Source organism: Aromatoleum aromaticum EbN1, assembly GCF_000025965.1.
GTDB lineage: Bacteria > Pseudomonadota > Gammaproteobacteria > Burkholderiales > Rhodocyclaceae > Aromatoleum > Aromatoleum aromaticum.
This window is the reverse complement of sequence record NC_006513.1, coordinates 3,130,166-3,156,605: the sequence shown is the minus strand read 5'-3', so window position 1 is coordinate 3,156,605 and position 26,440 is coordinate 3,130,166. Positions and strand designations below refer to the sequence as shown.

Annotated in this window: 25 protein-coding genes; 2 read left to right on the top strand and 23 right to left on the bottom strand. The window is 64.3% G+C overall.

Translation table 11 applies throughout. The annotated features are described in order from the left end of the window. Nucleotides 1-38 precede the first annotated feature (38 nt). The 21 genes from EBN1_RS15015 to EBN1_RS14915 all read right to left on the bottom strand — a co-directional run bounded on the left by EBN1_RS15015 (nt 39) and on the right by EBN1_RS14915 (nt 22,214). Nucleotides 39-1,397, bottom strand: coding sequence for an MFS transporter (locus EBN1_RS15015; protein WP_011238820.1), 1,359 nt, complete (start codon nt 1,395-1,397; stop codon nt 39-41). Between the two features lie 100 nt (nt 1,398-1,497). After that, entirely contained in the window at nt 1,498-2,214 is a 717-nt protein-coding gene (locus EBN1_RS15010) for an ABC transporter ATP-binding protein (RefSeq protein ID WP_011238819.1), read from the bottom strand. Continuing rightward, complete coding sequence (locus tag EBN1_RS15005) at nt 2,207-2,968, bottom strand: ABC transporter ATP-binding protein (protein WP_011238818.1); 762 nt, start codon at nt 2,966-2,968, stop codon at nt 2,207-2,209. The genes EBN1_RS15010 and EBN1_RS15005 overlap by 8 nt, the downstream gene beginning before the upstream one ends. Next, complete coding sequence (locus EBN1_RS15000) at nt 2,961-3,935, bottom strand: branched-chain amino acid ABC transporter permease (protein ID WP_011238817.1); 975 nt, start codon at nt 3,933-3,935, stop codon at nt 2,961-2,963. Before EBN1_RS15000 ends, EBN1_RS15005 begins: the two co-directional genes overlap by 8 nt. Before the next feature lie 2 nt (nt 3,936-3,937). After that, nucleotides 3,938-4,804, bottom strand: coding sequence for a branched-chain amino acid ABC transporter permease (locus EBN1_RS14995; protein ID WP_011238816.1), 867 nt, complete (start codon nt 4,802-4,804; stop codon nt 3,938-3,940). Nucleotides 4,805-4,897: 93 nt separating this feature from the next. Beyond that, nucleotides 4,898-6,085 carry an ABC transporter substrate-binding protein gene (locus tag EBN1_RS14990; RefSeq protein ID WP_011238815.1) on the bottom strand — a complete coding sequence of 396 codons (1,188 nt, stop codon included), beginning with the start codon at nt 6,083-6,085 and terminating at the stop codon, nt 4,898-4,900. A 65-nt stretch (nt 6,086-6,150) separates the two neighbouring features. Beyond that, nucleotides 6,151-7,752: a benzoate-CoA ligase family protein gene (locus EBN1_RS14985; protein WP_011238814.1), complete on the bottom strand. Its 1,602-nt coding sequence runs from the start codon at nt 7,750-7,752 to the stop codon at nt 6,151-6,153. 114 nt (nt 7,753-7,866) lie between these two features. Continuing rightward, nucleotides 7,867-8,613, bottom strand: a complete 747-nt coding sequence (locus EBN1_RS14980) for an SDR family NAD(P)-dependent oxidoreductase (RefSeq protein ID WP_011238813.1) — start codon at nt 8,611-8,613, stop codon at nt 7,867-7,869. 140 nt (nt 8,614-8,753) lie between these two features. Further along, nucleotides 8,754-9,884: a 6-oxocyclohex-1-ene-1-carbonyl-CoA hydratase gene (oah, locus tag EBN1_RS14975; RefSeq protein WP_011238812.1), complete on the bottom strand. Its 1,131-nt coding sequence runs from the start codon at nt 9,882-9,884 to the stop codon at nt 8,754-8,756. Between the two features lie 36 nt (nt 9,885-9,920). Then, nucleotides 9,921-10,988 (bottom strand): 6-hydroxycyclohex-1-ene-1-carbonyl-CoA dehydrogenase, encoded by a 1,068-nt coding sequence (gene had / locus EBN1_RS14970; protein ID WP_011238811.1) that lies wholly within the window; start codon nt 10,986-10,988, stop codon nt 9,921-9,923. A 43-nt stretch (nt 10,989-11,031) separates the two neighbouring features. Then, entirely contained in the window at nt 11,032-11,811 is a 780-nt protein-coding gene (locus EBN1_RS14965) for an enoyl-CoA hydratase/isomerase family protein (RefSeq protein ID WP_011238810.1), read from the bottom strand. A gap of 242 nt (nt 11,812-12,053) precedes the next feature. Continuing rightward, on the bottom strand, nt 12,054-14,615 hold the full coding sequence (locus EBN1_RS14960) for an FAD-dependent oxidoreductase (protein ID WP_011238809.1): 2,562 nt from the start codon (nt 14,613-14,615) through the stop codon (nt 12,054-12,056). 149 nt (nt 14,616-14,764) lie between these two features. Next, nucleotides 14,765-15,403 carry a PHP domain-containing protein gene (locus EBN1_RS14955; RefSeq protein ID WP_011238808.1) on the bottom strand — a complete coding sequence of 213 codons (639 nt, stop codon included), beginning with the start codon at nt 15,401-15,403 and terminating at the stop codon, nt 14,765-14,767. A 26-nt stretch (nt 15,404-15,429) separates the two neighbouring features. Next, a complete protein-coding gene (locus EBN1_RS14950) occupies nt 15,430-15,882 on the bottom strand; it encodes a GNAT family N-acetyltransferase (protein WP_011238807.1) in 453 nt (150 codons plus the stop codon). A gap of 53 nt (nt 15,883-15,935) precedes the next feature. Further along, nucleotides 15,936-16,232: a hypothetical protein gene (locus EBN1_RS14945; protein WP_241762742.1), complete on the bottom strand. Its 297-nt coding sequence runs from the start codon at nt 16,230-16,232 to the stop codon at nt 15,936-15,938. A gap of 41 nt (nt 16,233-16,273) precedes the next feature. Continuing rightward, on the bottom strand, nt 16,274-16,558 hold the full coding sequence (locus EBN1_RS14940) for a ferredoxin (protein WP_011238805.1): 285 nt from the start codon (nt 16,556-16,558) through the stop codon (nt 16,274-16,276). Between the two features lie 106 nt (nt 16,559-16,664). Next, nucleotides 16,665-17,576 carry a benzoyl-CoA reductase, bzd-type, subunit Q gene (gene bzdQ / locus EBN1_RS14935; RefSeq protein ID WP_011236235.1) on the bottom strand — a complete coding sequence of 304 codons (912 nt, stop codon included), beginning with the start codon at nt 17,574-17,576 and terminating at the stop codon, nt 16,665-16,667. Between the two features lie 39 nt (nt 17,577-17,615). Next, complete coding sequence (locus EBN1_RS14930; protein WP_011236236.1) at nt 17,616-18,419, bottom strand: acyl-CoA dehydratase activase; 804 nt, start codon at nt 18,417-18,419, stop codon at nt 17,616-17,618. Nucleotides 18,420-18,450: 31 nt separating this feature from the next. Further along, complete coding sequence (gene bzdO, locus EBN1_RS14925; RefSeq protein WP_011238804.1) at nt 18,451-19,764, bottom strand: benzoyl-CoA reductase, bzd-type, subunit O; 1,314 nt, start codon at nt 19,762-19,764, stop codon at nt 18,451-18,453. 19 nt (nt 19,765-19,783) lie between these two features. Continuing rightward, the gene (gene bzdN / locus EBN1_RS14920; protein ID WP_011238803.1) at nt 19,784-20,923 is read right to left on the bottom strand and encodes a benzoyl-CoA reductase, bzd-type, subunit N; all 1,140 of its coding nucleotides are present in this window, start codon (nt 20,921-20,923) and stop codon (nt 19,784-19,786) included. A 391-nt stretch (nt 20,924-21,314) separates the two neighbouring features. Then, entirely contained in the window at nt 21,315-22,214 is a 900-nt protein-coding gene (locus tag EBN1_RS14915) for a helix-turn-helix transcriptional regulator (RefSeq protein WP_041646455.1), read from the bottom strand. Between the two features lie 210 nt (nt 22,215-22,424). Between EBN1_RS14915 and EBN1_RS14910 the strand changes: the two genes are divergently transcribed. Both EBN1_RS14910 and EBN1_RS14905 read left to right on the top strand, forming a co-directional pair. After that, the gene (locus EBN1_RS14910) at nt 22,425-22,694 is read left to right on the top strand and encodes a hypothetical protein (RefSeq protein ID WP_041646452.1); all 270 of its coding nucleotides are present in this window, start codon (nt 22,425-22,427) and stop codon (nt 22,692-22,694) included. Between the two features lie 40 nt (nt 22,695-22,734). Then, the gene (locus tag EBN1_RS14905) at nt 22,735-23,406 is read left to right on the top strand and encodes an esterase/lipase family protein (protein WP_256469906.1); all 672 of its coding nucleotides are present in this window, start codon (nt 22,735-22,737) and stop codon (nt 23,404-23,406) included. An 8-nt stretch (nt 23,407-23,414) separates the two neighbouring features. Here EBN1_RS14905 and EBN1_RS14900 read toward each other — a convergent pair whose 3' ends face one another. Together EBN1_RS14900 and ngg are read right to left on the bottom strand one after the other, a co-directional pair. After that, nucleotides 23,415-24,689 (bottom strand): osmoprotectant NAGGN system M42 family peptidase, encoded by a 1,275-nt coding sequence (locus EBN1_RS14900; protein ID WP_173361276.1) that lies wholly within the window; start codon nt 24,687-24,689, stop codon nt 23,415-23,417. A gap of 15 nt (nt 24,690-24,704) precedes the next feature. Continuing rightward, nucleotides 24,705-26,435, bottom strand: a complete 1,731-nt coding sequence (gene ngg / locus EBN1_RS14895; RefSeq protein ID WP_011238797.1) for an N-acetylglutaminylglutamine synthetase — start codon at nt 26,433-26,435, stop codon at nt 24,705-24,707. Between the last annotated feature and the right edge of the window lie 5 nt (nt 26,436-26,440).

Below are 26,440 nucleotides of genomic sequence, written 5' to 3'. Positions count from 1 at the left end.
GCACCCCGCGCGCCGCGCGAACGCGGCGCGCGACCGACTCAGTCGGAAATGGCGCCTGTCTCCGCGGCGAACGGCAAAGGCAGCTCTTCGCTCGGAGCGTGGGCCGCGCTGCGGGCGACCAGCGACACCGCGAATGCCGCGATCGCGCCGGGGATCGCGAAGAACATGAAGTTGTACTCCAGAGGCATCGCCATGCCGAGCAGCGTCCCGCCGAGGATCGGACCGACGATCGCGCCGCTGCGCCCGACACCGGAGGCCCAGCCGATTCCGGTCGAGCGGATCGCCATCGGGTAGAACTGCGCCACGTACGCATAGAGCAGGATCTGCGATCCGATCGTCGTCGCGCCCGCCGCGGCCACCAGCAGGTAGAGCACGGCTGTCGGGCTCTTGAAGCCGAGCAGGCTGATCGAGAACGCGGCGATGACGAAGAACACCATCAGGACGGTCTTCAGGTGCAGCCGGTCGGCGATGAAGCCGCCGCCGATGGCGCCGAAAATCGCACCGAAATTGAGCACCAGCAGGAACGACAGGCTCGAGCCGAGTCCGTATCCCGCCTGGGTCATCAGCTTCGGCAGCCAGGACGCGAGCGCGTACACCATCAGCAGGCACATGAAGAACGCCAGCCAGAACATCAGCGTGCTCAGCGCGCGCCCGTCCTTGAACAGCGCGACCAGCGACACATGGGAGGTCTTGCCGGTCGGCATCTCGTAGCGGTCCCCGGTCCGGGCCGCGAAGTTCGGCTCGACCCTTCCGAGCAGCACGCCCGCTTCGGCATCGCGCTTCGCATGCAGCAGGAAGCCGATCGACTCCGGCAGCGCGTAGAGGATCACCGGGAGCAGCAGCAGCGGAACCCCTGCGACGAAGAACACCGATGGCCAGCCGAAATTCGGGATCAGGTACATGCCGAGGCCGGCCGACAGCATGCCGCCCACCGAATAGCCGCTGAACATGATCGCGACCAGCGTCGTGCGCAGTTTTTTCGGCGAGTACTCGGTCATCAGCGCGACGACGTTCGGCATCACCCCGCCGATACCCAGCCCGGCGATGAAGCGGCAGATCGCGAATTCGGTCGGTGTCGTCGCGAAGCCGTTTATGAACGTGAAGAAACTGAACAGCATGACGCAGATCGCGATCACCCGCTTGCGCCCGAACCGGTCGGACAACGGACCGAAGATCAGTGCCCCGAACATCATCCCGAACAGCGCGTAGCTGCCGAGCGTGCCAGCCTGCAGCGGCGTCAGGTCCCACTCTTTCATCAGCACCGGCAGCACGACACCGTAGATCACCAGGTCGTAACCGTCGAAAATGATGATCAGCGCACACCAGAACAACACCTGCCAGTGAAAGCGGTTGAATTTCGCCTTGTCGATCAACTCGTGAACATCGATTTTTCGCATTGCCTGTCTCCTATGGGTGAAATCCTGTGCCACGCCGCTTCATGAGTGTCGGCGGGATCAATATCGAATTCGCCGCACGGCGTCCGCCGTGCAGTCCGGGTCAGCCGGCGCCGAGATGCTTCTGCAGCAGTTCAGGCTGCGCGCGCAGCTCCGCGCTCGAGCCTTCGAACGCGACCTTGCCCTTGACGAGGATCACGTTGCGATCCGAAATCGAGGTCACTGCCGCGTGGTTCTTGTCGATGACGATGGTCGCGATGCCGGTGGCGCGGATCTGGCGGACGATGTACCAGATCTCTTTCGCGATCAGCGGCGCCAGGCCTTCAGTAGCCTCGTCGAGGATCAGCACGTCCGGGTTCGTCATCAGCGCCCGACCGATCGTCAGCATCTGCTGCTCGCCGCCGGAGAGCTGCCCGCCACCGTTCGTCAGCCGCTCGCCGAGCCGCGGAAAAGTCTCCAGCACCCGCTCGTACGTCCAGTCCCGGCGTCCGTCGATGCCCGGCTTGGCGGCCATCAGCAGGTTTTCGCGCACCGAGAGGTTCGGGAAAATGCCCCGCCCTTCCGGCACGTAGGCGATGCCCTTGCGCGCGATCAGATACGGCGCCGCACCGGTCATCGTCTTGCCGCGCACTGCGACGCGCCCGTGGCGCGGACGAACGTGGCCGAGCATGCTGCGGATCAGCGTCGTCTTGCCCATGCCATTGCGGCCCATCAGCCCGATCGTCTCGCCGCGACGCACGACGAAATCAATGCCGTGCAGGATGTGGCTGCTGCCGTAGAAGGAATGAAGGCCTTCCGCTTCCAGCAAGGTTTCACTCATCGTCGGGTTCTCCTCCGCCCAGATAGGCTTCCTGCACTGCGAGGCTCGAGCGGATCTGATCCGGCGGCCCGCTCTCGAGCACCTGCCCGGTCACCATCACGGTAATGACGTCCGCGACCGCGAACACCGCGTCCATGTCGTGCTCGACGAGCAGGATCGCGTGATCGGCCGAGAGCTTCTGCAGCAGCGAGACCATCAGCTGCGACTCCTCCGAACCCATCCCGGCAAGCGGCTCGTCGAGCAGCAGCACCGACGGCGCGGTTGCGAGCACCATCGCGATCTCGAGCTGGCGCTGCTCGCCGTGGCTCAGCGTCGCGGCGACGACATCGCGTCGCGCCGCGAGTCCGGCCTGCTCGAGCGCACGATCGGCCGCGCTGCGCAGGTCGTCGTAGTTCTGAGCCCGCGAGAAGACATGCAATGCCCGCGGCGTGCGCGACTGCGCTGCGAGCCGGCAGTTTTCGAACGCCGTGAACGCCGGGAAGATATTGGTGCGCTGATAGCTGCGGCCGATCCCGGCGCGCGAACGCCGGTCCGGGCTCCAGCCCGAAATATCCTGCCCGCGGTAGAGAATCTGCCCGCCAGACGGCGGCAGGTCGCCTGACAGCAGGTTGATCAGCGTCGATTTCCCGGCGCCGTTCGGCCCCAGTACTGCGTGCAGTTCACCGCGATGCATGTCGAGCGACACGTCCTTGTTCGCGGCCAGCCCGCCGAACTGGCGCGACAGGCCGCGCGCGGCCAGTACCAATTCACCCATTCGAGCCACCTCCCAGGAGCAGGCGGCGCAGCCGCTGTGTCAGGCTCGACAGCCCCCCTGGCAGCAGCATCACCACCAGGACGATCACCGTGCCCATCAGGAACTGCCAGTGCTTGGTCAGCGCCGAAAACACTTCCTGCAGCACGACGAACGCGAACGCGCCGATCGCGGCGCCGTTGAGAGTGCCGATGCCCCCCAGGATCACCATCAGCAGCACGTTGCCTGACTGGTGCCACGACAGGATCTCCGGGGTCACGAAGCCGTACTGGCACGCCGAGAGGAACCCGGCCACGCCGGCCAGCGCGCCCGCGATGACGAAACCGGCGAGCTTGTACAGGAACACCGGGAAGCCCAGCGACAGCATGCGGTGTTCGTTGCTCTTGATCCCGGCGAGCGCGTGCCCGAGCGGCGAGCGCAGCAGGATGCGCAGGAACACGTAGGTCGCGACCAGCAGCAGCAGCGCCAGGTAGTAGAAGTGCGCTGCGTTGCCGAGGTCGAGCAGCTGCGTCTCGCCGATCCGCAGTTCCGGCTTGAAGTTGATGAACACGCCGTCCGACCCGCCGCCGAGCGGAGAGTCGTGGAACACGAAGTAGATCATCTGGGCGAACGCGAGCGTCACCATGATGAAATAGATCCCCTTCGTCCGCAGCACGAACAGGCCGATGACGAACGCGGCGACTGCGGCCGCGAGCACCGCGGCCGGCAGCACGAGCAACAGGCTGGCCGGATCGTACTGCGGCGACACCAGCACCACCGCATACGCGGCGATGCCGAAGAACGCCGCGTGGCCGAAGCTCACGAGGCCGGTGAAACCGACCAGCAGGTCGAGGCTCATGGCAAAGATCGCCATGATCATGATCTTCGTCAGCAGTTCGCTGTAGTAGTCCGAGCCGAACAACGGAAAGATCGACAGCACCAGCAGTGTCGCCAGCAGCGCGCTGCGCGGAGTCTTGATGGCTGCAGACATGGTCATATTCTCCGGAAGATGCCTTCAGGGCGCCACAGCAGCACCGCGGCCATCAGCAGATAGACAGTCAGTCCGGCGAAGTCGGGAATGATGACCTTGCCGAACGTGTCGGCGAGGCCGATCAGCAGGGCCGCGACGAGCGCCCCCCACACGGAACCGACGCCGCCGATGACGACGACAACGAAACAGATGATCAGCACCTGGTTGCCCATGCCCGGATAGACCGACGACACTGGCGCCGCGAGCATGCCGGCGAACGCGGCGAGCGTGACGCCGAGCGCGAACACGAGGCGGTAGATGAGATCGATATTGATGCCGAGCGACTGGACCATCTCGCGGTTGCTGCTGCCCGCGCGAATCATCATGCCGAGCCGCGTGTGGCGGATCAGCCAGTACATCAGCACCGCAAGCACGATGCAGACTACGGACATGAACAGCCGGTATACGGGATAGCTGAGGGTCTCGCTGAGTTGGACCGACGCCGACAGCATGTCGGGAATCCGCAGGCCATGGACGTCGTCGCCGACGATCATGCTGCGTATCTCCTCGAACATCAGAATCAGGCCGTAGGTCAGCAGCACCTGGTCGAGGTGGTCGCGCTTGTAGAGCCGGCTGAACAGCCCCCATTCGAGGAGAAAGCCGATCAGCGCGCTGAGGACGATGCCGAGGAGGATCGCGACGAAGAGATTGCCCGTCGCCGAGGTCAGCGCGAACGCCATGTAGGCGCCCATCATGTAGAAGCTGCCGTGGGCGAGGTTGATGATGCCCATGATGCCGAAAATCAGGGTCAGTCCGCTGGCGACGAGGAACAGCAGCAACCCGTACTGCAACGCATTCAGTAGCTGAATCAGGAAGGTCGTCAAGTCCATGAAGGCTCCAGTCCGGGCCGCCGCGAAGGCGCCCGGATGACGGCGAAGCGAGGGGGAGAGCGGAGCCGCCGACGCGGCCCCGCGTGAGGAGGATTACATGCGGCAGCCGCGAGCCGGATCGGCCAGCGCCTTCGCTGCCACCGACACGACCTTGTTTTCCTTCCCCTCGACCTTGCGCAGGTAGATGTCCTGCACCGGGTTGTGAGCCTTCGAAAGGGTGAACTTCCCGCGCGGGCTGTCGATCGTCGCGGACTCCATGGCCTTGACCAGTTCGTCGCGCTTGTCGACGTCGCCCTTGACGGCCGCGAGGCCTGCGGCGAAGAGCTGCGCCGCGTCATAGCCCTGCACCGCATAGACGTCCGGCTGCATCTTGAACGCGGCCGCATAGGCAGCGCGGAACTCCTTGTCCTTCGGGATATCCAGGCCGTCGGCATAATGCAGCGTCGTCAGCAGGCCCTCGGCGGCCTCGCCCTGGGCTTCGAGCGTGCCGTCGGTGAGGAAGCCCGAGCCGTACAGCGGGATCGTGCTCTTGAGCCCTGCAGCGGCGTAGTCCCTGACGAACTTCACCGCGCCGCCGCCGGCGAAGAACACGAACACCGCGTCCGGCTTGAGCGCCGCGATCTCGGTCAGGTACGGCTGGAACTCGACGTTCGGGAACGGCAGGTACAACTCCTTGACGACCTTGCCACCGGCCTTCTCGAACGCTTCCTTGAAACCCGCCACCGACTGTTCGCCGAACGAATACTTCCAGCTCAGCGTGACGACGTTCTTGTGCTTGCGCTCGGCCATCACGTTGCCCATCGCATAGGCCGGCTGCCACGCCGAGAACGAGGTGCGGAAGATGTTCGGCGCGCACAACGGCCCGGTGATCTCGTCGGCACCGGCGTTCGGCACGATCAGCAAGGCCTTGGTCTCGCGCGCGACGCGCGTCATCGCCAGCGCGACACCGGAATGGACCGTGCCGACGAGCACGTCGACGTTGTCGCGCTTGATCAGCTTGTTCGCATTCTCCGGCGCCTTCGCCGCATCCGACTCGTCGTCGACGGTGAAGTATTCGACCTCGCTTCCGCCGAGCTTGCCTCCACCCTGCTCGACCGCCAGCTTGAAGCCGTTGGTGATCGCATTGCCGAGCGCCGCATAGGTGCCGGTATAGGGCAGCATCAGCCCGACCCGCACCTTCTTCGCGCCCTGCGCGAACAGCGGCGCAGACGGCAGCGCCAGGCCTGCCGCGACCGCGGCGCTGGACAGCAGAAACTGGCGACGACTGACTTCATGACTCATGGCATGACTCCTCCGGTGATTGGCCGCTCATTCGGCGCGTTACGTTTCTTATTTGGAACGTGATGTTACACGGAGGAGGAAGCGCGCAGCTTGAATCGCTGGATTTTTCCGGTCGCGGTTTTCGGCAGCTCATCGACGAACTCGAGCCAGCGGGGATATTTGTACGGTGCGAGTTTCGATTTCACGTGCAGCTTGAGCTCGTCGCCGAGGCCGGGCGACGGGCGCAGGCCGGGTTTGAGCACGACGAAGGCGAGCGGCTTGATCAGGCCGTCGACGTCCGCCTTGCCGACCACTGCAGCTTCGAGCACTGCCTCGTGAGTGATCAGCGCCGACTCGACCTCGATCGGCGAGACGTAGATGCCGCCCACCTTGAGCATGTCGTCGTTGCGACCCGCATAAGCGAAATTGCCGTCGGCATCCTGGCTGTACTTGTCGCCGCTGCGCGTCCACTGTCCCATGAAGGTGTCGCGGCTCTTGCTGCGGTTGTTCCAGTACAACGCTGCACTGGTCGGCCCGCGCACCTGCAGTTCGCCGGGCTCGCCGGGCGCGACTTCTTCGCCGTCGTCGCCGATGAGGCGAAGCTCATAGCCCGGCACCGGCTTTCCGCTGGTGCCGTAGCGCGCCTCGCCATGCCGGTTCGACAGGAAGATGTGCAGCATCTCGGTCGACCCGAGGCCATCGAGGATCTCGACCCCGAAGTGCTCGGTCCAGCGCTTGCCGACTTCGGCCGGCAGGGCTTCACCGGCTGAGGCGCAGCGGCGGATCGACACTTCGGCGCGCCCCGGAAGTTCGGGGCTCGCAAGCATCGACGCATACAGCGTCGGCACGCCGCAATACACCGTCGGCTGGTGCCGGCGCAGCACGCGGGAGACCGACGCGGGCGTCGGGCGCTCGGACATCAGCACCGCCGTCGCGCCTGCCGCCAGCGGGAAAGTCAGGCCGTTGCCCAGGCCGTAGGCGAAGAACAGCTTGGCGGCGGAGAACACGACGTCGCTCTCCTGCACGTCGAGGATCGGTCGCGCGTACAGTTCGAACGTGGTGATCAGGCTCGAATGCAGATGCACCGTCCCCTTCGGGGCGCCGGTCGAGCCCGACGAGTACAGCCAGAAACAGGGGTCGTCGGCACACGTCGGCGCCGCCTCGAATGGCGGACGCGGCGCAGCCAGGAGGTCGGCAAAATCGAGGTGACTGCCCCTGACGCCTGCATCGCCGCCGGATACGACGACGTTCTTGACGAACGGGCTCTGCTCGATCGCATTCGCGAACGCCGGCAGCAGCAGCGACGACACCACCAGCGCGCGTGCGCGGCTGTCCCGCAGCATGTAGCTGTAGTCGGAGGCGGTCAGCAGCGTGTTGATCGGCACCGGGACGACGCCGGCCTTGATGCAGCCGAGAAACGCCGTCGGGAAATCGACCGTATCGAGCAGGCACAGCACCACCCGCTCTTCCATGCGCACGCCCATTTCGCCGAGCGCGTGGGCGAAGCGGTCGACCCGCTCGGCCAGCTGCGCATAGGTGTATTGGCCGGCGTCGTCGATCACCGCGATCTTGTTGCCGCGGCCGGAACGCAGGTTGCGCTCGATCAGATCATGGGCAGCGTTGTAGTCGCGCGGGATCGTGATGTGCGGGGGGCTCGATGTGTGGTCTGCAGTACTCAGTTCTGGCATGCTCTCTCCTCCAATTCGATTCGATTGATGATCTTTCACCGACGCGATCCGAATCCCGCCCAATCGTTTCGACCCGCCGCGTCGATGCCGTGCGTTCGCCCGTTGGCGCCGCGGTTAATGAATCGTCATTCCGCCGTCAGCTGCCAGTATTTGTCCGGTCACATAGCTCGACGCGTCGGAGGCGAAGAACAGGAATACCGGTGCGATCTCTTCCGGTTCGGCCCAGCGTCCGAGCGGAATGCGGTCGAGATACTTTTCCTTGAAGCGCTCGTCGGTGCGGATGGTTTCCGTCATCGGCGTCGCCGCGCCCGGCGCGATCGCGTTGGCGGTGATGTTGTAGCGCGCGAGTTCCTTCGCGGTGCTCTTGGTCATCCCGAGAATTCCGGCTTTGGCCGCGCTGTAGTTGATCTGCCCGATCGTGCCCAGCAAGCCGGCCGTCGAGGTGACGTAGATGATGCGGCCGTACTGGCGCTCGATCATGCCGCCGACGACTGCCTGAAGACAGTTGAATGCGCCGGTCAGATGCACGCCGAGGACCTGCTGCCACTGCTCGGGCGTCATCTTGTTGAGCATCGCGGTGCGCGTGATGCCGGCGTTGTTGACCAGAATGTCGACGCGTCCCCATTTGGCCGTTACCTGCTCGGCCATCGCCAGCACCTGGTCGCGGTTCGACACGTCGCATGCGACGCCGAGCGCCTCGCCGCCGTTCGCGACGATCTCGGCGGCAACGGCATTGGCGGCGTCGATGTTCAGATCGATCACCGCCACTTTCGCGCCCTCGCGGGCGTAAGCCCTCGCCACCGTGGCGCCGATGCCCTGCCCGGCGCCGGTGACGATGGCGACTCTGTCCTTCAATTGCATGTCTGCTCCCCTTGTTGCGGACGCGACTACCCGTGTTAGGTACAGCGAGGGATTTCGCTCTCTCCCGTGCGAAAAAAAACGGGGTGGGTTAAAGACGGATCACCGTCGCCCCCACCCCGAGAAGGGAGAGACTTTTGACTCTAGGACTGCGGCTTGGCCAGGACCTGCTCGGCGAAAGCGTCGTCGAACGCATGCCCTTCGGCGACGAGCTGACGGAACTTGATGAAGTCGATGACGTCCTTGCCGGTGGCCTTCTTGTTGTTGAAGGCGGTGAAACCGAGGTACGCCTCGTGGTTCATGTTCGCAGCCAGCCAGTGGCGGTTCGCGAGCTTCATCTGATCCCAGAAGAACTTCTTCTTGCCGCGGATGCCGTCGATGGACTTGATCAGGCACTGCGGGAAGAGGTTTGCGAACTTCCACACCAGCGCATCAACGGCTTCGTCAAGCTTCGCGAAGTCGGTCGTGCATTGCGCGATCAGTTCCTTCGCCGCCTTGGCCTTGTCGGCCGCGACCGGTTCGCCATAGACCAGCTCGCCGTCATCGACGTACGCATCGGTGCGAACCAGCGGGTTGCGCACCCATTCGCCATCTTTCTTCAGCACCGGCACGACCTTGGTGATGAGATTCTTCGACTTCATCTTGTACGCGCTCCACGGCTCGCACGAGATGCAGTTGTACATCGCATCTTCCATGTTCAGCATCCACGGCAGGAAGTCGGTCGAGCCGCCGTCCGGCGCGCTGCCGTGCTTCGGGCCGGCCTGGCCGAAAATCGCCATGTCGGAGGTGATCGTGAGGTCGGTCGCCATGCCGATTTCCTGGCCTCCGCCGACGCGCATGCCGTTCACGCGGCAGATCGTCGGTTTCTTGCAGTTCAGGATGCCGTCGACCATCGCGTTGAACAGATCCATGTACTCGCCGTACTCGTTCGGACGCTGCGCATAGTAGGACGCGTACTCGGCGGTGTTGCCGCCGGTGCAGAACGCCTTGTCGCCGACGGCGGTGAACACCGCCGCGACGATCGTGCGGTCGGACGATGCACGCTGGAAGCCGGCGATGATCGCCTTCACCATTTCGGTGGTGTAGGAGTTGTACTGCTTCGGGTTGTTCAGAATGATCCACGCCGCATACAGGCCGGGAACCACGTTGCCCTGCGGATCCGTCACCGGACGCTTCTCGAAGAGGACCGAGGGAGCCTCGGTGCCGAAGTGCTCTTCGCCCATCAGGGCGTGATCCTTGATTTCGTTGTCGCGGGGCAGCCAATCGAGTGCCATTGGAATGTCTCCTGTTTTTACAGTTGTCAGCGTGGTTCAGAAATCGGGCGTCAGGATGACGCGTCGCTTGAGTTTGCCGTGGTGCGCCTCGTCGAACACGTGTTCGATCTGGCTCATCGGGCGCGTCTCGACGAACGGTCCGAGCTGGATGCGGCCGTCGAGGCACATGTCGCGCACGGCGGCATAGCGGTCCGGCGGGCAGCCCCAGGTGCCGATGATTTCGGCATCGAAGGCCATCAGCTTCGACAGCATGTAGTTCGTCTCGGCCGTGCCGTAGCCGACGATGACGAGCTTGCCGGTGAACGACAGCAAGGACAGCGCCAACTCCTGGCCAGGCTTGCTGCCGGTGACTTCGAAGATCTTCCAGCCGTAGTTCGACGGCAGGCCGCGCTCCTTGCAGAAGCCCTTGAAGAGCTCCTTCACTTCCTTGGCGCTCTTGTCTTTCGGGTTGATGATGAAATCGGCACCGAAGCCTTTCATCATCTCGAGCTTTTCTTCGTTGATGTCGATGCCGATGACGGCTTTCGCACCCATGCCTTTTGCAGTCTGCACCATGAAGCTGCCGACGCCGCCCGCCGCACCGACGACGATCACGAGGTCGTCCTTCTTCAGGTCCGCGCGCACGGCAGCCTGGTAGGGCGTCGTCACCGCGTCGGCGACCACTGCGAGATGCTCGAGCGGCGTGTCGCCGCGGTTCTCGACCACGCACAGGTACTTCGACTGCGCGACGATGTGGCTCGAATAGCCGCCATAGATGCCCATCGAGTTGCCCGGCATTTTCTGCGCGAGACAGCGGTTGCCGCGACCCGTTTTGCACAGCTCGCATTCACCGCACGGGATCACGGCAGGGACGATGACTTCCTTGCCGATCATCGAGGCTTCGCCGCCGATGATGGTGCCGGAGATCTCGTGGCCGAGCGACAGCGGCGGCTTCTGCACCGTCGGCACGCCCATGTAGAAATACGACAGATCGGTGTGGCATACGCCACAGCCGGCGATCTTCACGACGACGTCGCCCGATCCGAGTTCCGGCATCGGCACGCGCGTTTTTTGCAGCTTGCCCGGCTCGGTCATCTGCCAGGTATCGATGAATTGAGGAATCACGCTTGTCTCCATTAAATCAGTGTCGTTCGGTCGATCGCGGCGGTCAGCGGTCACGCCACACCGGCTTGCGCTTTTCGAGGAAGGCGGCGAGACCTTCTTTCGCATCCTCGGTCGCCATCAGTTCGTTCAGATAGATGTTCTCGGCGACATCGAGCGCCTGCCCGAACGGCTTGCCGCTGGTCGCGCGGATCGTCTTGCGCGTGCTGACCAGCGCGGCGCGCGAGAGCGCGAGATACGGCGCGACGAAAGCCTGCACGTCGGCGGCGAAAGTTTCCTTCGCGAAGACGCGATTCACGAGTCCGATCGCACGGGCTTCCTCGGCCGCGATGTTCTCGCCCCCGAGCAGCAGTTCCATCGCCCGCGCCGGCGGCACCAGGCGCGGCAGCAGCACCGCCGCGATCGGCGGGAACACCGCGAGCTTGATTTCGGGCTGGCCGAACTTGGCATTCGCCGCGGCGACGATCATGTCGCACGCGATCGCCACTTCCATGCCGCCGCCGAGCGCCGCGCCATTGACTGCGGCGAGCGTCGGCACGGGCAGTTCCTGCAGGCGACGGAAGATGCCGTGGAACACTTCGATCATGCGGTCGACCTTGTCCGGCGTGTGGTCAGCGACCTCGACACCGGCCGAGAACGCCTTCTCACCGGCGCCGGTGATCATTAGCAGCTTGACGTCGGTCGCGGCGAGGCACTGGTCGAGCGCGACGTTGACCTCTTCCATCGTCGGAATGTCGAGGACATTGAACGGCGGCCGGTTGATCGTCAGCGTTGCCAGGCCATTGGCGACGCCGTAGGTAATGAACTTGAATTGCGCTTGCGTCATGGTGTCTCCCGTTTCCCGTTTTTTCCGGGTCGTGCGGTTGGATCGTGTTCAGTTTTCGTTCTTTACCTGCAGGCGGTACGGGCACACGGCGTCGCAGTCCGCACAGCACACTTCGCCGTCACAGCTGATGTGCCACAAGTCGGCGCCACAATTCGTACAGCGGCGTTTGGCCTCCGCCGAGATCGTCGGGCGGAGTTCCTCCGCCGACCAGAAATCGATGACTTGTCCCATGTCGGTGCCGCTCAGAACAGGTCGTCGAGTTCGTCCGAGCCGCCGCCGGGCATCTTGCCGTACTGCTGCAGGTAAGCCTGGATCATCTGGCTTTCGCGCGACGTGAACATCGCCGCTTCCTCGAACACGAAATTCGTCGCGCAGTTGTCACCACTCGTGCCGCGTTCGAGCTGCTCGGTGAGCCCTTCGCGCAGGTTCTCGACGCCCTTGATCATCAGCACGTTCTTGTCGCCGTCGAGCAGCTGGAACACGCCGGCTTCGGTCGGCACTGCGGCGATCGCCGCGGCATCGAAAGTCAGCGACGATTCCGGCGGCAGCACCGCTTCGGCGATCTTCGGCGCGAGGTTGCACTTGAAGCAGCGCGCGGCCTCGAGACGGGCAGTCGCGTCGTCGAAGCCGAGTTCGACTTCGTCCCAGCCCGTGCGCTGTTCCGGCGCGAGCATGATCGGGTGGAACTTGCGCGTCGTGTTGAAGCCGTCCTTACGCCCGATCCACGGGTTGGTTTCCCAGCCGTCGCGCAGCAGCACTTCGGAGATGTCGCCATCGCCGCCGAGCGCCTTGTCCATCGCCGAGGCCGCAACCCGGCCCTGGGCGACCGACTCGATCAGCGTCGAAGGTCCGAGCACGCAGTCGCCGCCGGCATAGACCTTGGGCCGGCTCGTCAGCATCGAATCCTCGCGCACCGTGATGCGGCCCTTGCGGTCGGTCTCGACGCCGAAGCCTTCGAAGCGGTTCGGGAACTGGCCGATCGCACCGATCACGAGATCGACGCCTTCGACGATTTCCTCGCCGGTCTCGACCGGGCGACGGCGGCCGGAAGCATCCGCCTCGCCCAGCGCCATCTTCGCGTACGTGATCTGCAACCGGTAGCCGTTGGTGCCCGGCTCGATCTTCTTCGGCGCGAGCAGATAACGGATATTCACGCCTTCCTCGACGCAGCCTTCGAACTCCTCGAGGCGTGCCGGCATTTCTTCGCGGGTGCGGCGATAGACCATGTCGACTTCGGCACCGTAGCGGCGCGAGCTGCGGGCGTTGTCGGTCGCGACGTTGCCGCCGCCGATCACCGCGACCTTCTTGCCGGTCTGGATACCCTCCGGCGTATTCACCAGGCCCATCGTCACGGCCTTGAGGTAAGTCGGGCTGTCGACCACGCCCGGCAGGTCGTCGCCGGGAATGCCCAGCCTGTCGCCGCCCTGCGCGCCGATGCCAACGAACACCGCCCCATAGCCGTCATTGAAAAGCTCATCGACGTTCTCGACTTTCGCACCGTAGCGGAACTCGACGCCGAGCGCAGCGACCTCGCTGACTTCGTCGTCGATGACTTCAGCCGGCACGCGATACGACGGAATGCCGTAGCGCGCCATGCCACCGGCAGCCGGCTGGGCATCGAAAATCGTGACCGCGTGGCCCTGCTTCGCGAGATAGTACGCGACGGTCAGGCCCGCAGGGCCGGCGCCGATGACGCCGGCCTTCTTGCCGGTCGCGGGAAGCTTCTTCGCGAATTCGCGCCAGATGCCCGTGTCGTTGTCCGCGGCGATGCGCTTGAGGTTGCGGATCGACAGCGGGTCGTCGAGGTCCTTGCGGCGGCAGGCCGATTCGCACATTGCGAAACAGGCGCGGCCGAGGATGCCCGGGAACGGGAGCTTTTCGCGCACCACCGCAATCGCCTCGCCATACTTGCCTTCGGCGGCAAGCTGCACGTAGCGCGGCACGTCGATGCCGGCCGGGCACGCGGACTTGCACGGCACCATCGATTCCTCGCGCCGCGCGGGGTCGAGCGTGCGGTCCATCAGCGCGCCGGTCGGGCACACGGTCACGCAAGCCTGGCAGAACGTGCAGCCGGATTCGATCAGCGTCGGCGCGATCGTACCGACATAGGTGCGCTTGCCTTGCGGCGTCTCGACTTCCTTGACTTCCAGGCAGCCCACGCCGCGCACGTCGTTACAGGCGACGAGGCAGCGGCGGCAGTCGATACAGAGGTTGTAGTCGCGGTCGAAGAACGGTTCGTCGAGGACGATCGGCAGCTGCGCGGGCTTGTACGGCGGAGTCGTGTTCGGGATGCCGATATAGTCGGACACCTTGCGCAGCTCGCAGCTCGAGAAGATCGAACAGCAGCGTGTTTCCTGCGGGTTGCCGTACGAGCACTGCGAGCGCGAACAGCCTTCGCGCTGCGGACAGGTCAGACAGACATGAGGATGGGGGCCGAGAACCTTGGCGAGGCTCGCCTGGCGCGATTGCTGGATCGCGGGCGACTGGGTCTTGACGACGAGGCCGGCCCGGACCGGCATCGAACAGGCCTTGCGCAGCCCCTCTTCGCCTTCGACCTCGACCATGCACAGGTTGCAGCCGCCGTCTCCGGCGCCCCGCTGGCCGGCTGGCGGCAGATCGGGATGCGCGCACAGCGCGGGAATGTAGAGGCCGGCCGCCGTCGCGGCATTGAGGATCGACGCGCCAGCGGGCGCTTCGACGTCGACGCCGTCGATGCTCAACTGCACCGGGGCGCCGAACTCCGGCATATCGACCGGCCGGCTGGCCTTCCACCACCTGATTTCCGATGTCTGTACGGCTTCCATGTCTCTCGTCCCTCTGCTATCGCCGGTTTTCGCTTTCCGGCGTCGTTTTGCGCTGTTCTTGCTCCAGGCTCCGGCTCGGCGGGGCCAGGTTGCGTTCGGTTTGCGGTGGTGCGGTTTCGCTGCCGGGCCGTGCCTGGCAGCGGGCCGGGCTAGGCTGCGAGCGCCGCCTGGGCGAAACCGGGGAAGTACCCTCCCCGACACGCTCCGGCACGCACCGCCGCGATGAAACTCTTCATGTCGGTCACCGGCTGCAGGAACTGCGTCGCGCAGCGGCCGACTGCTTCGGTCTTGTGGCAATCGCTGCCGCCGAGCGACGGCAGCGCCATGTGCCCCGCGGCGGAAATCGCCAGTTCGTTGTCGCTCTCGCGGTTGCCGCCGTTGTGCGTCTCGACTGCGGCAATCCCGGTCAGGTCGAGCACGCTTTCGAGCAGGCACGCCCCGACTTCGCGGAACGGATGCGCCGGCACGCAGATGCCGCCGAGTTCATTGATGCGCTCGACAACTGCGTCCAGGGGGAGGTAATTGTCACGTCCCCAGATGTTCCAGCCGTCGTCCTCGACGCCGTAGGCCAGCATGTGGCCCCGGTCCGTCGCAATCTCGACACCGCGCAGAACCAGCATCCCCTCGTCGCGACCGACCTGCTCTACCGGTTCCGACGCCTCGAACGAGTAATGCTCGGTGATGCACACCGCATCGAGACCGAGCGCTCTCGCGCGCCGGATCAGGTTCACCGGCTCCAGCCAGTTGTCGTACGAGTACTTGGTGTGGCAGTGGCAATCGATCCACATGGGGATGGGCTCCGCGCGCTCGTTTCTCAGACCACCGTGTATTCGAGGTTGATACGCTTGGAGGGCGCGAACTTCTGCCGCGAGAAGAATTTCTCGAGTGCGAAGTCGTCCCAGTTCACCAGCGTGTAGACCTTGCTCACGCCACCCGCCTTCATGTTCATCATGAACTGGTCGAGCAGTTCGCTCGCGACACCATGATTCTGGAAGCGCGGGTCGACGCCGATCGTGTCGATCGTCGCGGTGCTTTCCGGAATCCCGAACTCGCCGAAATAGATGTCGCCCATGACGAAGCCGGCGATCTTGCCGTCGATCTCACAGATCAGCGAGGCATTGATCTCGTGCTTCGGGTTCAGGATCGCTGCGAACTTGCGCTCGTAGTAGTCACGGCGATTCTGCTTCGAAGCCGCAGCATCGATCTCGACGACTGCATTCAGGTCGTCCTTGGTCAGCACCCGCATTACGCGCTTCTGTTCGGCCATTTGCATTCCTCCTTGGATATCGCGGCTTCGCGCTGGATGCGCTCGCACGCCATTCAGAACAATTCGTCATCCTTTTGCGGCACAGCCGCCCGGCGCGTGTATACCGTGCCGATGATCTTGCCCATTTCCTGGTCAGCGTCGAGGCAGGTGTTGCAGCCGTCGCCTTCGCTCTTGTAAGTCTCGACGTGCACCTCGAAACCCATGCCGCGATAAGCTTCGGCGATCTCCGACAACCGCGGTTCGCCGATCGTCGTCAGTCGCTTCCAGCCCTGGCGCAACAGACGGTCTTCGATTTCCTCTTCTTCATTCACCGAAGCAAGCTTGATCGGGATCATCTTCTTCACGTTCACCGCAGGACCCTCCGTCGTCACGCCTTTCATCTCGTCCCGCCTTACCAGGAATGCTTGATCGCGCCCGGAGTACAGGCGGTGGTACAGGGCAGGCTGGTGTAACCACCGGCCGGCTTGCATTCGGTACAGCTATAAGCGAGCGTACGGGTGCATTCCTTCTTCACCCATGCCACTTCGTCGTCGTAATCATCGGTGATGATTTCGAACATATTCTTGGGACACGCAGTCAGACAGGCGCGCTCCGCGGCACAGTCGATGCACTTGTCGGTATCGATGCTGATGTAATACTCGCCGGACCCGTCCTTGTAGCCGTAGTTCGCAATCATGTCCGTCCTCTCTCCTGTGAATTGAGTCGTAGGCCGCCCGCCCAGGGAAACGCCGCGATTGAACGCGGCTTTCCCGGCTGGGGGGCGGCGTGCTTCAGCCCGGACTTCAGGCCGCTTTCGCCTGCTTCTGCATCAGCGTGTAGCCAAAGAGCGCTGCGCCCAGCGCGCCGGCGATCTGGCTGTCGACCTTGGTGTCGACCGCCTTGATGCCGAGGATGCGCTCGATGCGCTTGACGACACCCGGGTTCTTCGCAATGCCGCCGGTGATGAAGAAGCCTTCCTCGACGCCGATGCGCTCGAGCAGGCTCACGACGCGCTCGGCCATCGCCTGGCAGTAGGCCGCGATCACCATGTTCTTGGTGTAGCCGGCTTTCAGCAGGCCCAGCGCTTCGGACTTGGCGAACACGACGCAGATCGACGACACGGCTTCGGGCTCGACTTCGACGTCGAACGAACGCGGACCGAGGTCGGCGATGGGGATCTGCATCAGGTCGGAGATGACTTCCATGCCGCGCCCGGTACCGGCCGCGCACTTGTCGTTCATCAGGAAGTTCGTGACCTTGCCCTTCTCGTCGCAGTGGATCGCCTTGCAGTCCTGGCCGCCCATGTCGAGAATCGTGCGCACGGCGTTGCCGCCCATGTAGTTCGCGCCGCGGGCGTGGCACGCGATCTCGGTGATCGCCTTGTGGGCGAACGGCACGTTCACCCGGCCATAGCCGGTGCCGACGACGTAGTTGATGTCCTCGAGCTTCATGCCGATCTTGTCCATGATGCCCTGCAGCGCGTTGCGCGCCGAGTCCGGCGAGTTGTTGCCGGTGCGCATGCTGTTGTAGCCGTAGAGCTCGCCGTCACAGACCAGCACCGCCTGCGAGGACACCGAGCCGACGTCGATGCCGCAGGTGATGATCTTCGCGTCGCGCCAGTCCTTGTTCTCGTCCCAGACGGTGTTTTCCTGCCAGCGCCAGAATTCCTTCTTCTCGGGTGCGGTGGCCGCAGCAGCAGCAACTTCTGCATTCATTTGATTGCTCCTATTATCCGTATCTGTTCGCGTGTCGGTTCAGTGCACTCGTTCGGCCGCAATCAGCGCGCAACCGAGCGCGCTGACGAATTCGGGCAGCTCGGGCAGCAGCACTTCATCGACGTCCATCGCGTTCTTGAGCGATTGCACGAAGCCCGGGTTGTGCGCCATGCCGCCGATCAGCACGACGTTGCCTTCGATACCGACGCGACGCACCATCGCGCACACCCGGCTCGCCACCGCGTCGAGCACCGCCTTGGCGATGTCTTCCTTGGGCGTCGAGGAGTGGATCAGCGACACCACTTCGGACTCGGCGAACACCGTGCATTGCGCGTTCATCGGGATCGACTTGTCCGACTTCAGGCTCGCTTCGCCGAATTCCTGCAGCGTGAGCTGCAGCGCGCGGCTCATCGCCTCGGCGAACGATCCGGCCCCGGCAGCGCACTTCTCGTTGCCGGCGAAGTCGATCGCCTTGCCGTCCGAGTCGGTCTTGATGCCGCGGCCTTCCTCGGCACCGACGTCGACCACGGTGCGCGCCTGCGGGTACATGTACACCGCGCCGCGCGCCCCGGCCGTCATCTCGGTGACGCCTTCGGTGGCGAACTCGACCTGTTTGCGCCCGGCACCGGTCGCGAACACCGACTTCACCTGGTCACGCGACACGCCGGCTGCGGCCAGCGCTTGGGTGAAAGCCGCCTCGGCGGCCTGGTCGGCGTCGATGTCGCCCGGCATCATCAGGTGCGTCTTCTTGATCGCCAGCTGCGGCTTGCCTTCCACATCGATCTCTTCGAGCAGCACCACCTTCACGCTGCGCGAGCCCATGTCGATTCCTGCAGTAATCATTCTCGTGTCCTCCTTGGATTCTCAGTTCTGATCAAGCGGCTTGCCGGCGCATGCCGAGCTGTTCCATGAACGCATCGACACGGGCTTGGGTACGGACTTCGTCGAACTCACGCTCGTCGCCCATGTTCCCTTCGAACGTCATCACCGGGATGCCGGCCTTGGCGATCGCGAGGCGATTTTCCATGATGCCGATCGACAGGCCTTCGCAGCCGCGGTTCAGGTGCAGCATGACGCCATCGACCTGCCATTCCCTGATGATGCGCAGCATCATTTCGCTCTTGATGCGCGGATCGTAGAAGTGCTGCCACTGCGGCTTCGACAGGTTCCAGTCGGCATACAGACGCACTGCCGTCGCGCGATCGTTGATCTCGATGCCCTTCTCCCACGGCAGCGTGCGGCCACCCCACGAACCGTCCGGCTTGTCTTCCCAGATGCCTTCGAGCGCGAAAGTGTAGAGCGAACCGATCGACACTGCACCGTAGGTCTCGAGGTAGCGGAAGATCTTCAGGAACGACCAGGGCGGCTGCGTGTCGGTCATCAGGCGCACGGACTCGTTCGGCACTGCGGCGATGCCGCGCGCGACGCGATCCTTCACTTCCTCGTACAGCTCGTCCATGAAGTCGGCGCACCATTGCGACGACTTCTGCAGCGTGCAGAGCACGTACAGCGAATACATCGTCTTCTCGTCGAGCGGCGCGGGCTTGACCTTGTTCAGCGCGCAGATGTCGGCCCAGCGGCTGGTCGAACGCATCTCGTTCTTGACCGCCTTGATGAACAGCTCGTCATCGAACTTGCGCCCGCTCGCCTTCTCGACGAACTCGATGCCGTCGTGCAGCTGGTTCGCGACGTAGTCGAGGCGCGCATCGGTCATGTCGCGATACGGGCCGACGCCCACGTCCAGGTAGAACTCGGGAACCTTCTCTTCCTTCGCGACGTGCTGGTACCACTTCGAGTGCGAGCAGCAGATCTGCGTCTGGAACACGAAGTCCGGCTTCGGGAACTCGCCGCCGAACGCGTACTTGTTCAGATGCATGCCGCCCCAGTAGATCCGCATGTACGAGCACAGGTCGCGGGCAAAGCCGTAGGCTTCCGCAGCGTCCATACACTCCTTCGCGAACTTGCGGTCATGCGCGACAGCTGCCGCATACGGCTCGCCGGTCAGCGAATACACGTCCTCGCCGAGGCCGGCCGGGATCGCGTCCAGCGCCCATGCCGAACCGGACCAGCGGATGCCGCCCTTTTCCTTCGCCCGCGCGTAGTTCTGGTAGTACTGCTCGCGCAGCTGCTTGGCCTTGCCCCACAGCTTGAGCGGCTCGGTCGGATACTTGTTTGCCATTGCGTTCATCGTTCTCTCCGCAGTCAGTTCAGAACAGCTCTTCTTCGCTCAGCGTCTCGAGGAATGCCTCGATACGGATACGGAAGGGGCCGATCGGGTTCGTGATGTCGAATTCCAGGAACAGCGTCGGGATGCCGTTGGCTTCCAGGTGACGCTTCAGGTCCGGGTAGTCGCCCTCGTGCGGATCGCAGAACTTCTGCTGCAGGAAGATCGCACCCTGAACGCCGTAGTCCTTGGCCAGGCCGAGCACGTGGTCGTAACGGGTATGAACCGGGTAATCCTTCGTCGGACAGGCGGGACGATCGCAATAACGATCGGCAATCGCCTTGATGACGTCGGTTTCGGGCTTCGACTCGTTCCAGAAGTAACGGGTACCGGAGCACTGGTCGTCGATGACGATCGTCGCGCCGACCGATTCGACCATCGCCATGAACGCGATGTCGTCGTTTTCCGAACCAATCGTCATGAAGCGGGCACCGGTCTGGCGCTCGACCTTGCGCGACGGCAGCGCGGCGAGCACTTTCTTCAGCATTTCGTTGTGCTCGCGCTTGTCGATGAACTGCGCGGTCAGCGATGCATAGACAGCTTCGACACCGGTGACTTTCGGATTCGCATCCTTGCGGTAGTCGAACAGTTCGCGCAGCAGGCGGCGGTTCTCGTCGACCACGGCGAGCGACTCGCGCAGCATGTCGTCGGTGATTTCCTTGCCGATCAGCGTCTGCAGGAACACGCGGAACGACTGGATTTCCGCGTAGTGCGCCTTGCGAGCATGCTCCGACTGAACTTCGTTGGGCATCGGCACGTAGTAGTCCCACTTCACCGTCGGGACGTGCTGGCGCCACGAACCGAAGGTCTGGCGATACTGGATGCACGACTGGGTCAGCGTCACGCCTTCGGCGTAATCGAAGCGGCCGAGCAGGCCCTGGGCGAGCGAGTCGCGGCAGAACGGGCAGAACATGCCGAAGATGTGCGGCTCTGTCACGTTTTGCGGTTCATGGGCACCGAGCACGCGCACCGGCAGCATCCCGGCGGCAATCAGCAATTCCTCGGCAGTATAGGTACACATCGTTGCCACCACTTGCCCACCGGTCCGCGCCTTCCAGTCCCGTGCATAATCGTGGCGCTTCTCGTACCAGGTCTTGAACTGGTCGAACAAACCATCGCTCATCGAACTATCTCCTCTGATTTATCCGCGACGCCTGTACCGACCCCGCGGCTGCTGCATTATTTTTCCGGCCCTGCATGATTGCGCATAGTACGCACTCCAGTGCAGCCACTGTTGACATAGATCAAACGCAGCACAGGAAAACTGCACTCACGTGCATTTTTCTTCGACGTTTTTCCCGCGCATGCAATTTTGTGCATTGCAACAAGACAAATCAGACCGAACGGGTCGTGAAATCGCGGGACAGACCCCGGCCTTCCCGCGAAGGGCACACAGGGACGAAGCGCAGCGCAACGGGAAGGAAGGAGGAGATTCGGTGCCCGAGGGAGAGCAGTGGAAAGCAGCCGCCGGAGAATGGCAGCTGGCACGACCGGTGACACCGGCCGTGTGCAGTTCAGGCCGAAACGACGACTTCGCGCAGCGCAGCCAGGCTCTGCTCGACGGTCTTGCCCGACGTTTCGACGATCGCGTCGGCCTTGCTGTACATCGCGATCCGGCCGGCAATGATGCGCCGGAGGTCGTCCATCGCCTCCTGGCTGTCCTTCATCGGCCGATAGTCGCCCTGGGCGACGACGCGCTCCATGTGTTCTTCGGGCGAGGCCTTGAGCCACACCGTGTAGCACGATGACAGCAGGAATTCGAACGTCGCCGGCTCGGAGACGATGCTTCCGCCCGGAACGAGCACGAAGCGCTCGTTGTTCTCTATGATCGATTCGAGGCTGCGGCGCTCGTAGCGCCGGTAGGCACCCTGCCCGTAGAGCGAAAAGATTTCCGAAAGCTCGGCCCCTGCTTCCTGCTCGATGGTCTTCGCCAGCTCGAAGAACGGCACTTCGAGATCTTTCGCCAGCAGGGAACCGAGCGTCGTCTTGCCCGCTCCGCGCAGTCCGATCAGCGCGATCCGCTCACTCCGACCCGTCTTGCCGGACGATTCGAGTTCGTTCTCCAGCAGACCGCGCGCCCAGTTCAGCTTTTTCGGCGAAAAGCGGCTCAGGTATTGCATCAGCAGCGTCAGCTCCGGCGGTTGCTCGGGCTCTTCGCGCACCAGGTCGACGAGCGGCAGGCCCATCCCCAATGCGATCTGCCGCAGCAGGATGATCGAGATGTTGCCGTGGCCGGTTTCCAGTTGGGCGAGGTAGCGTTCCGACACGCCCGACTGTTGCGCCAGCGCCTTGCGCGTCATTCCACGCCGGGCACGCAATTCGCGTATACGTTCCCCCAGCATCAGCAGATAGCCGTTTTCCTCGACCGTCAAATCGGGCCGCTTCAGTCTTTCGCCACTGTTTTCGCTGTGCATGAGCGTTCACCAGTCGGAAGCATGATTCATATAGGTGCATTATAGTGCACGGTTTTCGCATCTTTGCAACCGCTTATAGTAATTGCGCGAAAATGGGTATTGTGCGCACCGGTGCATGCCTTCAAGATTTCTTGCGGTACATCAACGCTTTTCAGCGATTGGAATCGCAGAGTTAGATGTGCTTCGAACGTCACCAAAAAGGCGCAACCAATGAAAAGACACTCCGACAACGAGACACGCATCACGAATCTTCGCTATCACACGCAGGGGCCGGATGACCTTTACATCCCGATTCCGTTCCTGTTCGTCACCAGCCGCATGCGCGACGAGATTGCCGCCGAGCGGCAGCTGATCATCGATCTCGCCCGGTCGGCGACGAAAGTCCGCCAGCTCGAACTTCTCTCGCGCTACGACCCGTGCGTCAGCGCCGATGCCTTCAATTCCGTCCTCCATATGTTCGAGGTCGATCGGCAGGATTGACTGGCAGTTCCGGAATACCCTCCGCAGTACGCGATTCACCCTGTCTTCAACTGAAAAGCCCCCCCGCCCGCAGCGCGGCGAAACCATCATCCTGGTCCATGGGTTATGGATGCACGGGATCGTCTTTCATTTTCTGCGGCGGGCGCTCGTGCGTTGCGGTTTCCGGGTGGAGACTTTCTCCTATCCTTCGGTGCGTCGCGGCCTTGCCGCGAACACCGATCGGCTTGCGCACTTCGTCGCCGGCCGGGATGCCGAAAAAGTGCACCTCGTCGGCCATAGCCTGGGCGGATTGCTGATATTGAACCTGCTGTCACGGCCAGTCGCGCCGCATATCGGCCGTGCTGTGCTGATGGGAACGCCCTGCCGGGGCTCGCATTGCGCCGCGATGCTGGCAGGGATTCCCGGCTGCGCCCGGATCGTCGGACACTCGATGCGGGACTGGCAGGAAGTCGCGTCACCGCTCACTGCCGGGGTGGAAATCGGCGTCATCGCGGGCGATCGCGGCGTCGGCACGGGACCGCTGCTGTTCGGCCTGCCGAAACCCAATGACGGCATCGTCGCAGTCGCCGAGACACAGCTTGCCGGTGCGACCGACTCGCTCACGCTGCACGTCGCCCATTCCGAAATGCTGTTCTCGAAAGCCTGCGCCCGCCAAGTCGCAGCTTTCCTCGCGACGGGACACTTCCTGCACGACGGCGACGAGCGGCCCTAGAGGGCGAATCAAGCCTCCGGATCGCTCCCCGGCTCGCGTTGCAGCGCGCCACAATCCTGCGCCTCGCCGCCGCTGCCCACCCCGTCGTCCTCCCGGCCGCAGTCGAGAAATTCGCCCGGAAGCGGCAGCGGCGTCGACGGCACCACCATGTCCTCGGGCCGCAGCTGCTCGGTGAAGCCCGCCAGCGAACTCATCGTGCGCCGGTCGCGCCGCGTCACGGGTTCGCTCGTCATGTAGGCGACCACGAGCTGCGTCAGCGCCACCAGCGCGTCGCGGTGCGTGCGTTCCTGCGCGTGCGACGCGTCGCCGCCGAAGCCGATCAGGGCCGTACGAATGTCGTTGCCCGCCTCGACTGCGGCGGCGGAATCCGAGCGGTAGAAGCGGAACACGTCGCGGCGGTGCGGAATGCCGTGCTCGCGCGCGAGCGCGATCAGCTTGTGCGTGAGGTGGTAGTCGAACGGCCCCGACATGTCCTGTACGCAGATCGTCGCGGCATGCTCGGACGTGTTCTGGCCCGGCGCGGCGATCGAGATGTCGAGGCTTACCATCTCCGCGATCTCGCCGTGCAGCGCCGCGGACGCGCCCGAGCCGACCTCCTCGGTGATCGTGAACAAGGGGTGGACGTCGACTGCGAGGGGCAGGCGATGGTCGCCGATCGCCTTGCATGCGGCGAGCAGGGCCGCGACGGCGGCCTTGTCGTCGAGGTAGCGCGAATTGATGTAGCCGCCGGGCAGCACCTCGGTCTGCGGATCGAACGCGATCCAGTCACCGACATGCAGGCCGGCCTGTTCGAGTTCCAGCGCCGTCGTTGCCGGCACGTCGACCCGCACCTCGACATGGTCCCAACCGACCGGCTGGCTGTCGATCTCGCTGCCGAATGCGTGACCCGAAGTCTTCAACGGCAGGCAGGTGCCGCGCAGCTGGCGGTGGTCGGTGAACACCGTCACGCGCGAACCCTCGGCGAATCGCGCCGACCAGTGTCCGATCGGGGCGATGGCCAGCCGCCCGTTCGGCTTGATCTCCCGGACCATCGCGCCCAGGGTGTCGAGGTGCGTGACGACCGCGCGCGCCGGTTGCGCCTCGCGACCGCGCAGCGTCGCGCGGATGGCGCCACGCCGCGTGAGCTCGTACTCAATCCCGAGCGCCTCGAGCCGGGCGGCGGTATAGCGCACGACCGCATCGGTCAGCCCGACCGGGCTCGGGATCGCGAGGAGCTGCAGCATCGTCTCCTCGAGGTAGTCGTAGTCGATATCCGGCAATGCATTGGCAAGCGGAATCATCATCCCTCCTTTGGCAGGTCAGGCGGCCCGGGTGCGCGGGAACAACAGGTCGATGAAGCGCTCCGCGGTCGGTTGCGGCTCGTGGTTGGCCAGCCCCGGGCGCTCGTTCGCCTCGATGATCACATAGTCCCCGCGATCGACTGCCGGTACCAGGAAATCCAGCCCCGTGACCGGGATGTCGAGCGCGCGAGCAGCCGCCTCGGCCGCGTCACGCAAGTCCGGGTGAAGCTCGCCCGTCACATCGTGGATTGTCCCCCCGGTGTGAAGGTTCGCGGTATTTCGCACCCTGATCTGCACGTCGTGGTCGAGCACGTCCTCGAGGCCGTGTCCCTGCATGCGCAGGCAGCGCTCGGTCTCCTCATCGACGGGAATGCTCGACTCGCCCCCGGTCGCGGCCTGGCGGCGGCGGCTCTGCTTCTCGATGAGCTCGAGCACCGTCGAACGCCCGTCGCCGACGACGACCGGTGGACGGCGCACCGCCGCGGCGACGACGCGAAAGTCGATGACGACGATGCGCAGGTCCTCACCCTCGCAATACTGCTCGAGAATCACGCGGTCGCAAAAGTGATGCGCGCGTCCGATCGCGGCTGCGACATCGTCGGGCGAGCGCAGATCCACGCTGATGCCCTTGCCCTGTTCGCCTTCGACCGGCTTGACGACGACCGCGCCGTGCTCGGCGAGGAAGCGCTCGTTGGCCTCGGCATCCGTCGCGTCGGCCTGCGCCGGAACCCGCAGGCCCGCCTCGCGCAGCAGCTTCAGCGTCACCCGTTTGTCCTGGCAGCGGCTCATCGCGATCGCGCTGGTCAGCTCCGACAGCGACTCGCGACAGACGATGCTGCGCCCGCCGAGCGTGAGGCGGAAATAGCCGTTTTCCGCGTCCAGCACTTCGACGAGGACGCCCCGCCGGCGCGCCTCGGTCACGATCAGGCGAGCGTAGGGATTGAGGTCCTGGGCCCCGTCTTCCGGGCCGGTGAAGAGCGGTTCGTTGATCGCGTTGCGCCGCTTCACCGCGAACGCCGGGATGCGCTGGAATCCGAGCTTTTCGTACAGCGCGATCGCCTGGCAATTGTCATGCATCACCGACACGTCGAGGCTGATCCGCCCGCGCGCCTGGTAGTGCTCGGCGAGGTAGCGCACGAGCGACTCACCGACGCCGGGATGGGCGGCTTGCGGGGCGACGGCGAGCGCCCACAGGCTCGCGCCGTGTTGCGCGTCGGCGAACGCCTCGACATGGTCCAGTCCCATCGCGACGCCAATGATCTCGCCGCTCGTGCGGTCCTCGGCCATCGCATACGTGATCGCGCGGCTCGCGCGCTCGCGCCACACCCGCTGCGTATCGACCGGCACCATGCCGCGGCTGCGGTACAGCACGTTGATCGCTGCAACGTCGGCGCGCGTGCGCAGGCGCCGCAACGTGAAGCCTCGCCTCGTCTGGCGGGCGCTGCGGTAACCGCCGAGCGACAGGCGAAACGCTTCGGAGGGATCGACGAAGAGCTGCTGCGGCGCGGCCGCGACCACGACGTGCGGCTTCTCGACGTAGAACGCGATGTCGCGCTGGCCGGCTCGTTCCTGCAGCAGTTCCGTCGCCAGCAGCGCCGGCTCGCGCCAGGTCTGGCCGGGCAGCAGTCGCCCCCAGCCACACTCGATCACGACGTTGTCGGGCATCGCCTGTGCCTCGGGCTGGCGGGCGGGCAGGTGCAGCGGCTGGTTTCCGGTGCGCAGCGACCGGACAAGCTGTTTGCGGATCATCGAGT

Bases quoted from the DNA above. Each gene is read 5' to 3' on its own strand.
- EBN1_RS14985 (WP_011238814.1), bottom strand. From the start codon at position 7,752: ATGCCAGAACTGAGTACTGCAGACCACACATCGAGCCCCCCGCACATC.
- bzdQ (WP_011236235.1), bottom strand. From the start codon at position 17,576: ATGAATGCAGAAGTTGCTGCTGCTGCGGCCACCGCACCCGAGAAGAAG.
- EBN1_RS15015 (WP_011238820.1), bottom strand. From the start codon at position 1,397: ATGCGAAAAATCGATGTTCACGAGTTGATCGACAAGGCGAAATTCAAC.
- EBN1_RS14960 (WP_011238809.1), bottom strand. From the start codon at position 14,615: ATGGAAGCCGTACAGACATCGGAAATCAGGTGGTGGAAGGCCAGCCGG.
- EBN1_RS15010 (WP_011238819.1), bottom strand. From the start codon at position 2,214: ATGAGTGAAACCTTGCTGGAAGCGGAAGGCCTTCATTCCTTCTACGGC.
- ngg (WP_011238797.1), bottom strand. From the start codon at position 26,435: ATGATCCGCAAACAGCTTGTCCGGTCGCTGCGCACCGGAAACCAGCCG.
- bzdO (WP_011238804.1), bottom strand. From the start codon at position 19,764: ATGAACGCAATGGCAAACAAGTATCCGACCGAGCCGCTCAAGCTGTGG.
- EBN1_RS14995 (WP_011238816.1), bottom strand. From the start codon at position 4,804: ATGGACTTGACGACCTTCCTGATTCAGCTACTGAATGCGTTGCAGTAC.
- EBN1_RS14950 (WP_011238807.1), bottom strand. From the start codon at position 15,882: ATGGCCGAACAGAAGCGCGTAATGCGGGTGCTGACCAAGGACGACCTG.
- oah (WP_011238812.1), bottom strand. From the start codon at position 9,884: ATGGCACTCGATTGGCTGCCCCGCGACAACGAAATCAAGGATCACGCC.
- EBN1_RS14965 (WP_011238810.1), bottom strand. From the start codon at position 11,811: ATGACGCAAGCGCAATTCAAGTTCATTACCTACGGCGTCGCCAATGGC.
- EBN1_RS14930 (WP_011236236.1), bottom strand. From the start codon at position 18,419: ATGATTACTGCAGGAATCGACATGGGCTCGCGCAGCGTGAAGGTGGTG.
- EBN1_RS14915 (WP_041646455.1), bottom strand. From the start codon at position 22,214: ATGCACAGCGAAAACAGTGGCGAAAGACTGAAGCGGCCCGATTTGACG.
- EBN1_RS14900 (WP_173361276.1), bottom strand. From the start codon at position 24,689: ATGATGATTCCGCTTGCCAATGCATTGCCGGATATCGACTACGACTAC.
- EBN1_RS14910 (WP_041646452.1), top strand. From the start codon at position 22,425: ATGAAAAGACACTCCGACAACGAGACACGCATCACGAATCTTCGCTAT.
- EBN1_RS15000 (WP_011238817.1), bottom strand. From the start codon at position 3,935: ATGTCTGCAGCCATCAAGACTCCGCGCAGCGCGCTGCTGGCGACACTG.
- EBN1_RS14955 (WP_011238808.1), bottom strand. From the start codon at position 15,403: ATGTGGATCGATTGCCACTGCCACACCAAGTACTCGTACGACAACTGG.
- EBN1_RS14980 (WP_011238813.1), bottom strand. From the start codon at position 8,613: ATGCAATTGAAGGACAGAGTCGCCATCGTCACCGGCGCCGGGCAGGGC.
- EBN1_RS14990 (WP_011238815.1), bottom strand. From the start codon at position 6,085: ATGAGTCATGAAGTCAGTCGTCGCCAGTTTCTGCTGTCCAGCGCCGCG.
- bzdN (WP_011238803.1), bottom strand. From the start codon at position 20,923: ATGAGCGATGGTTTGTTCGACCAGTTCAAGACCTGGTACGAGAAGCGC.
- EBN1_RS14940 (WP_011238805.1), bottom strand. From the start codon at position 16,558: ATGATTGCGAACTACGGCTACAAGGACGGGTCCGGCGAGTATTACATC.
- EBN1_RS15005 (WP_011238818.1), bottom strand. From the start codon at position 2,968: ATGGGTGAATTGGTACTGGCCGCGCGCGGCCTGTCGCGCCAGTTCGGC.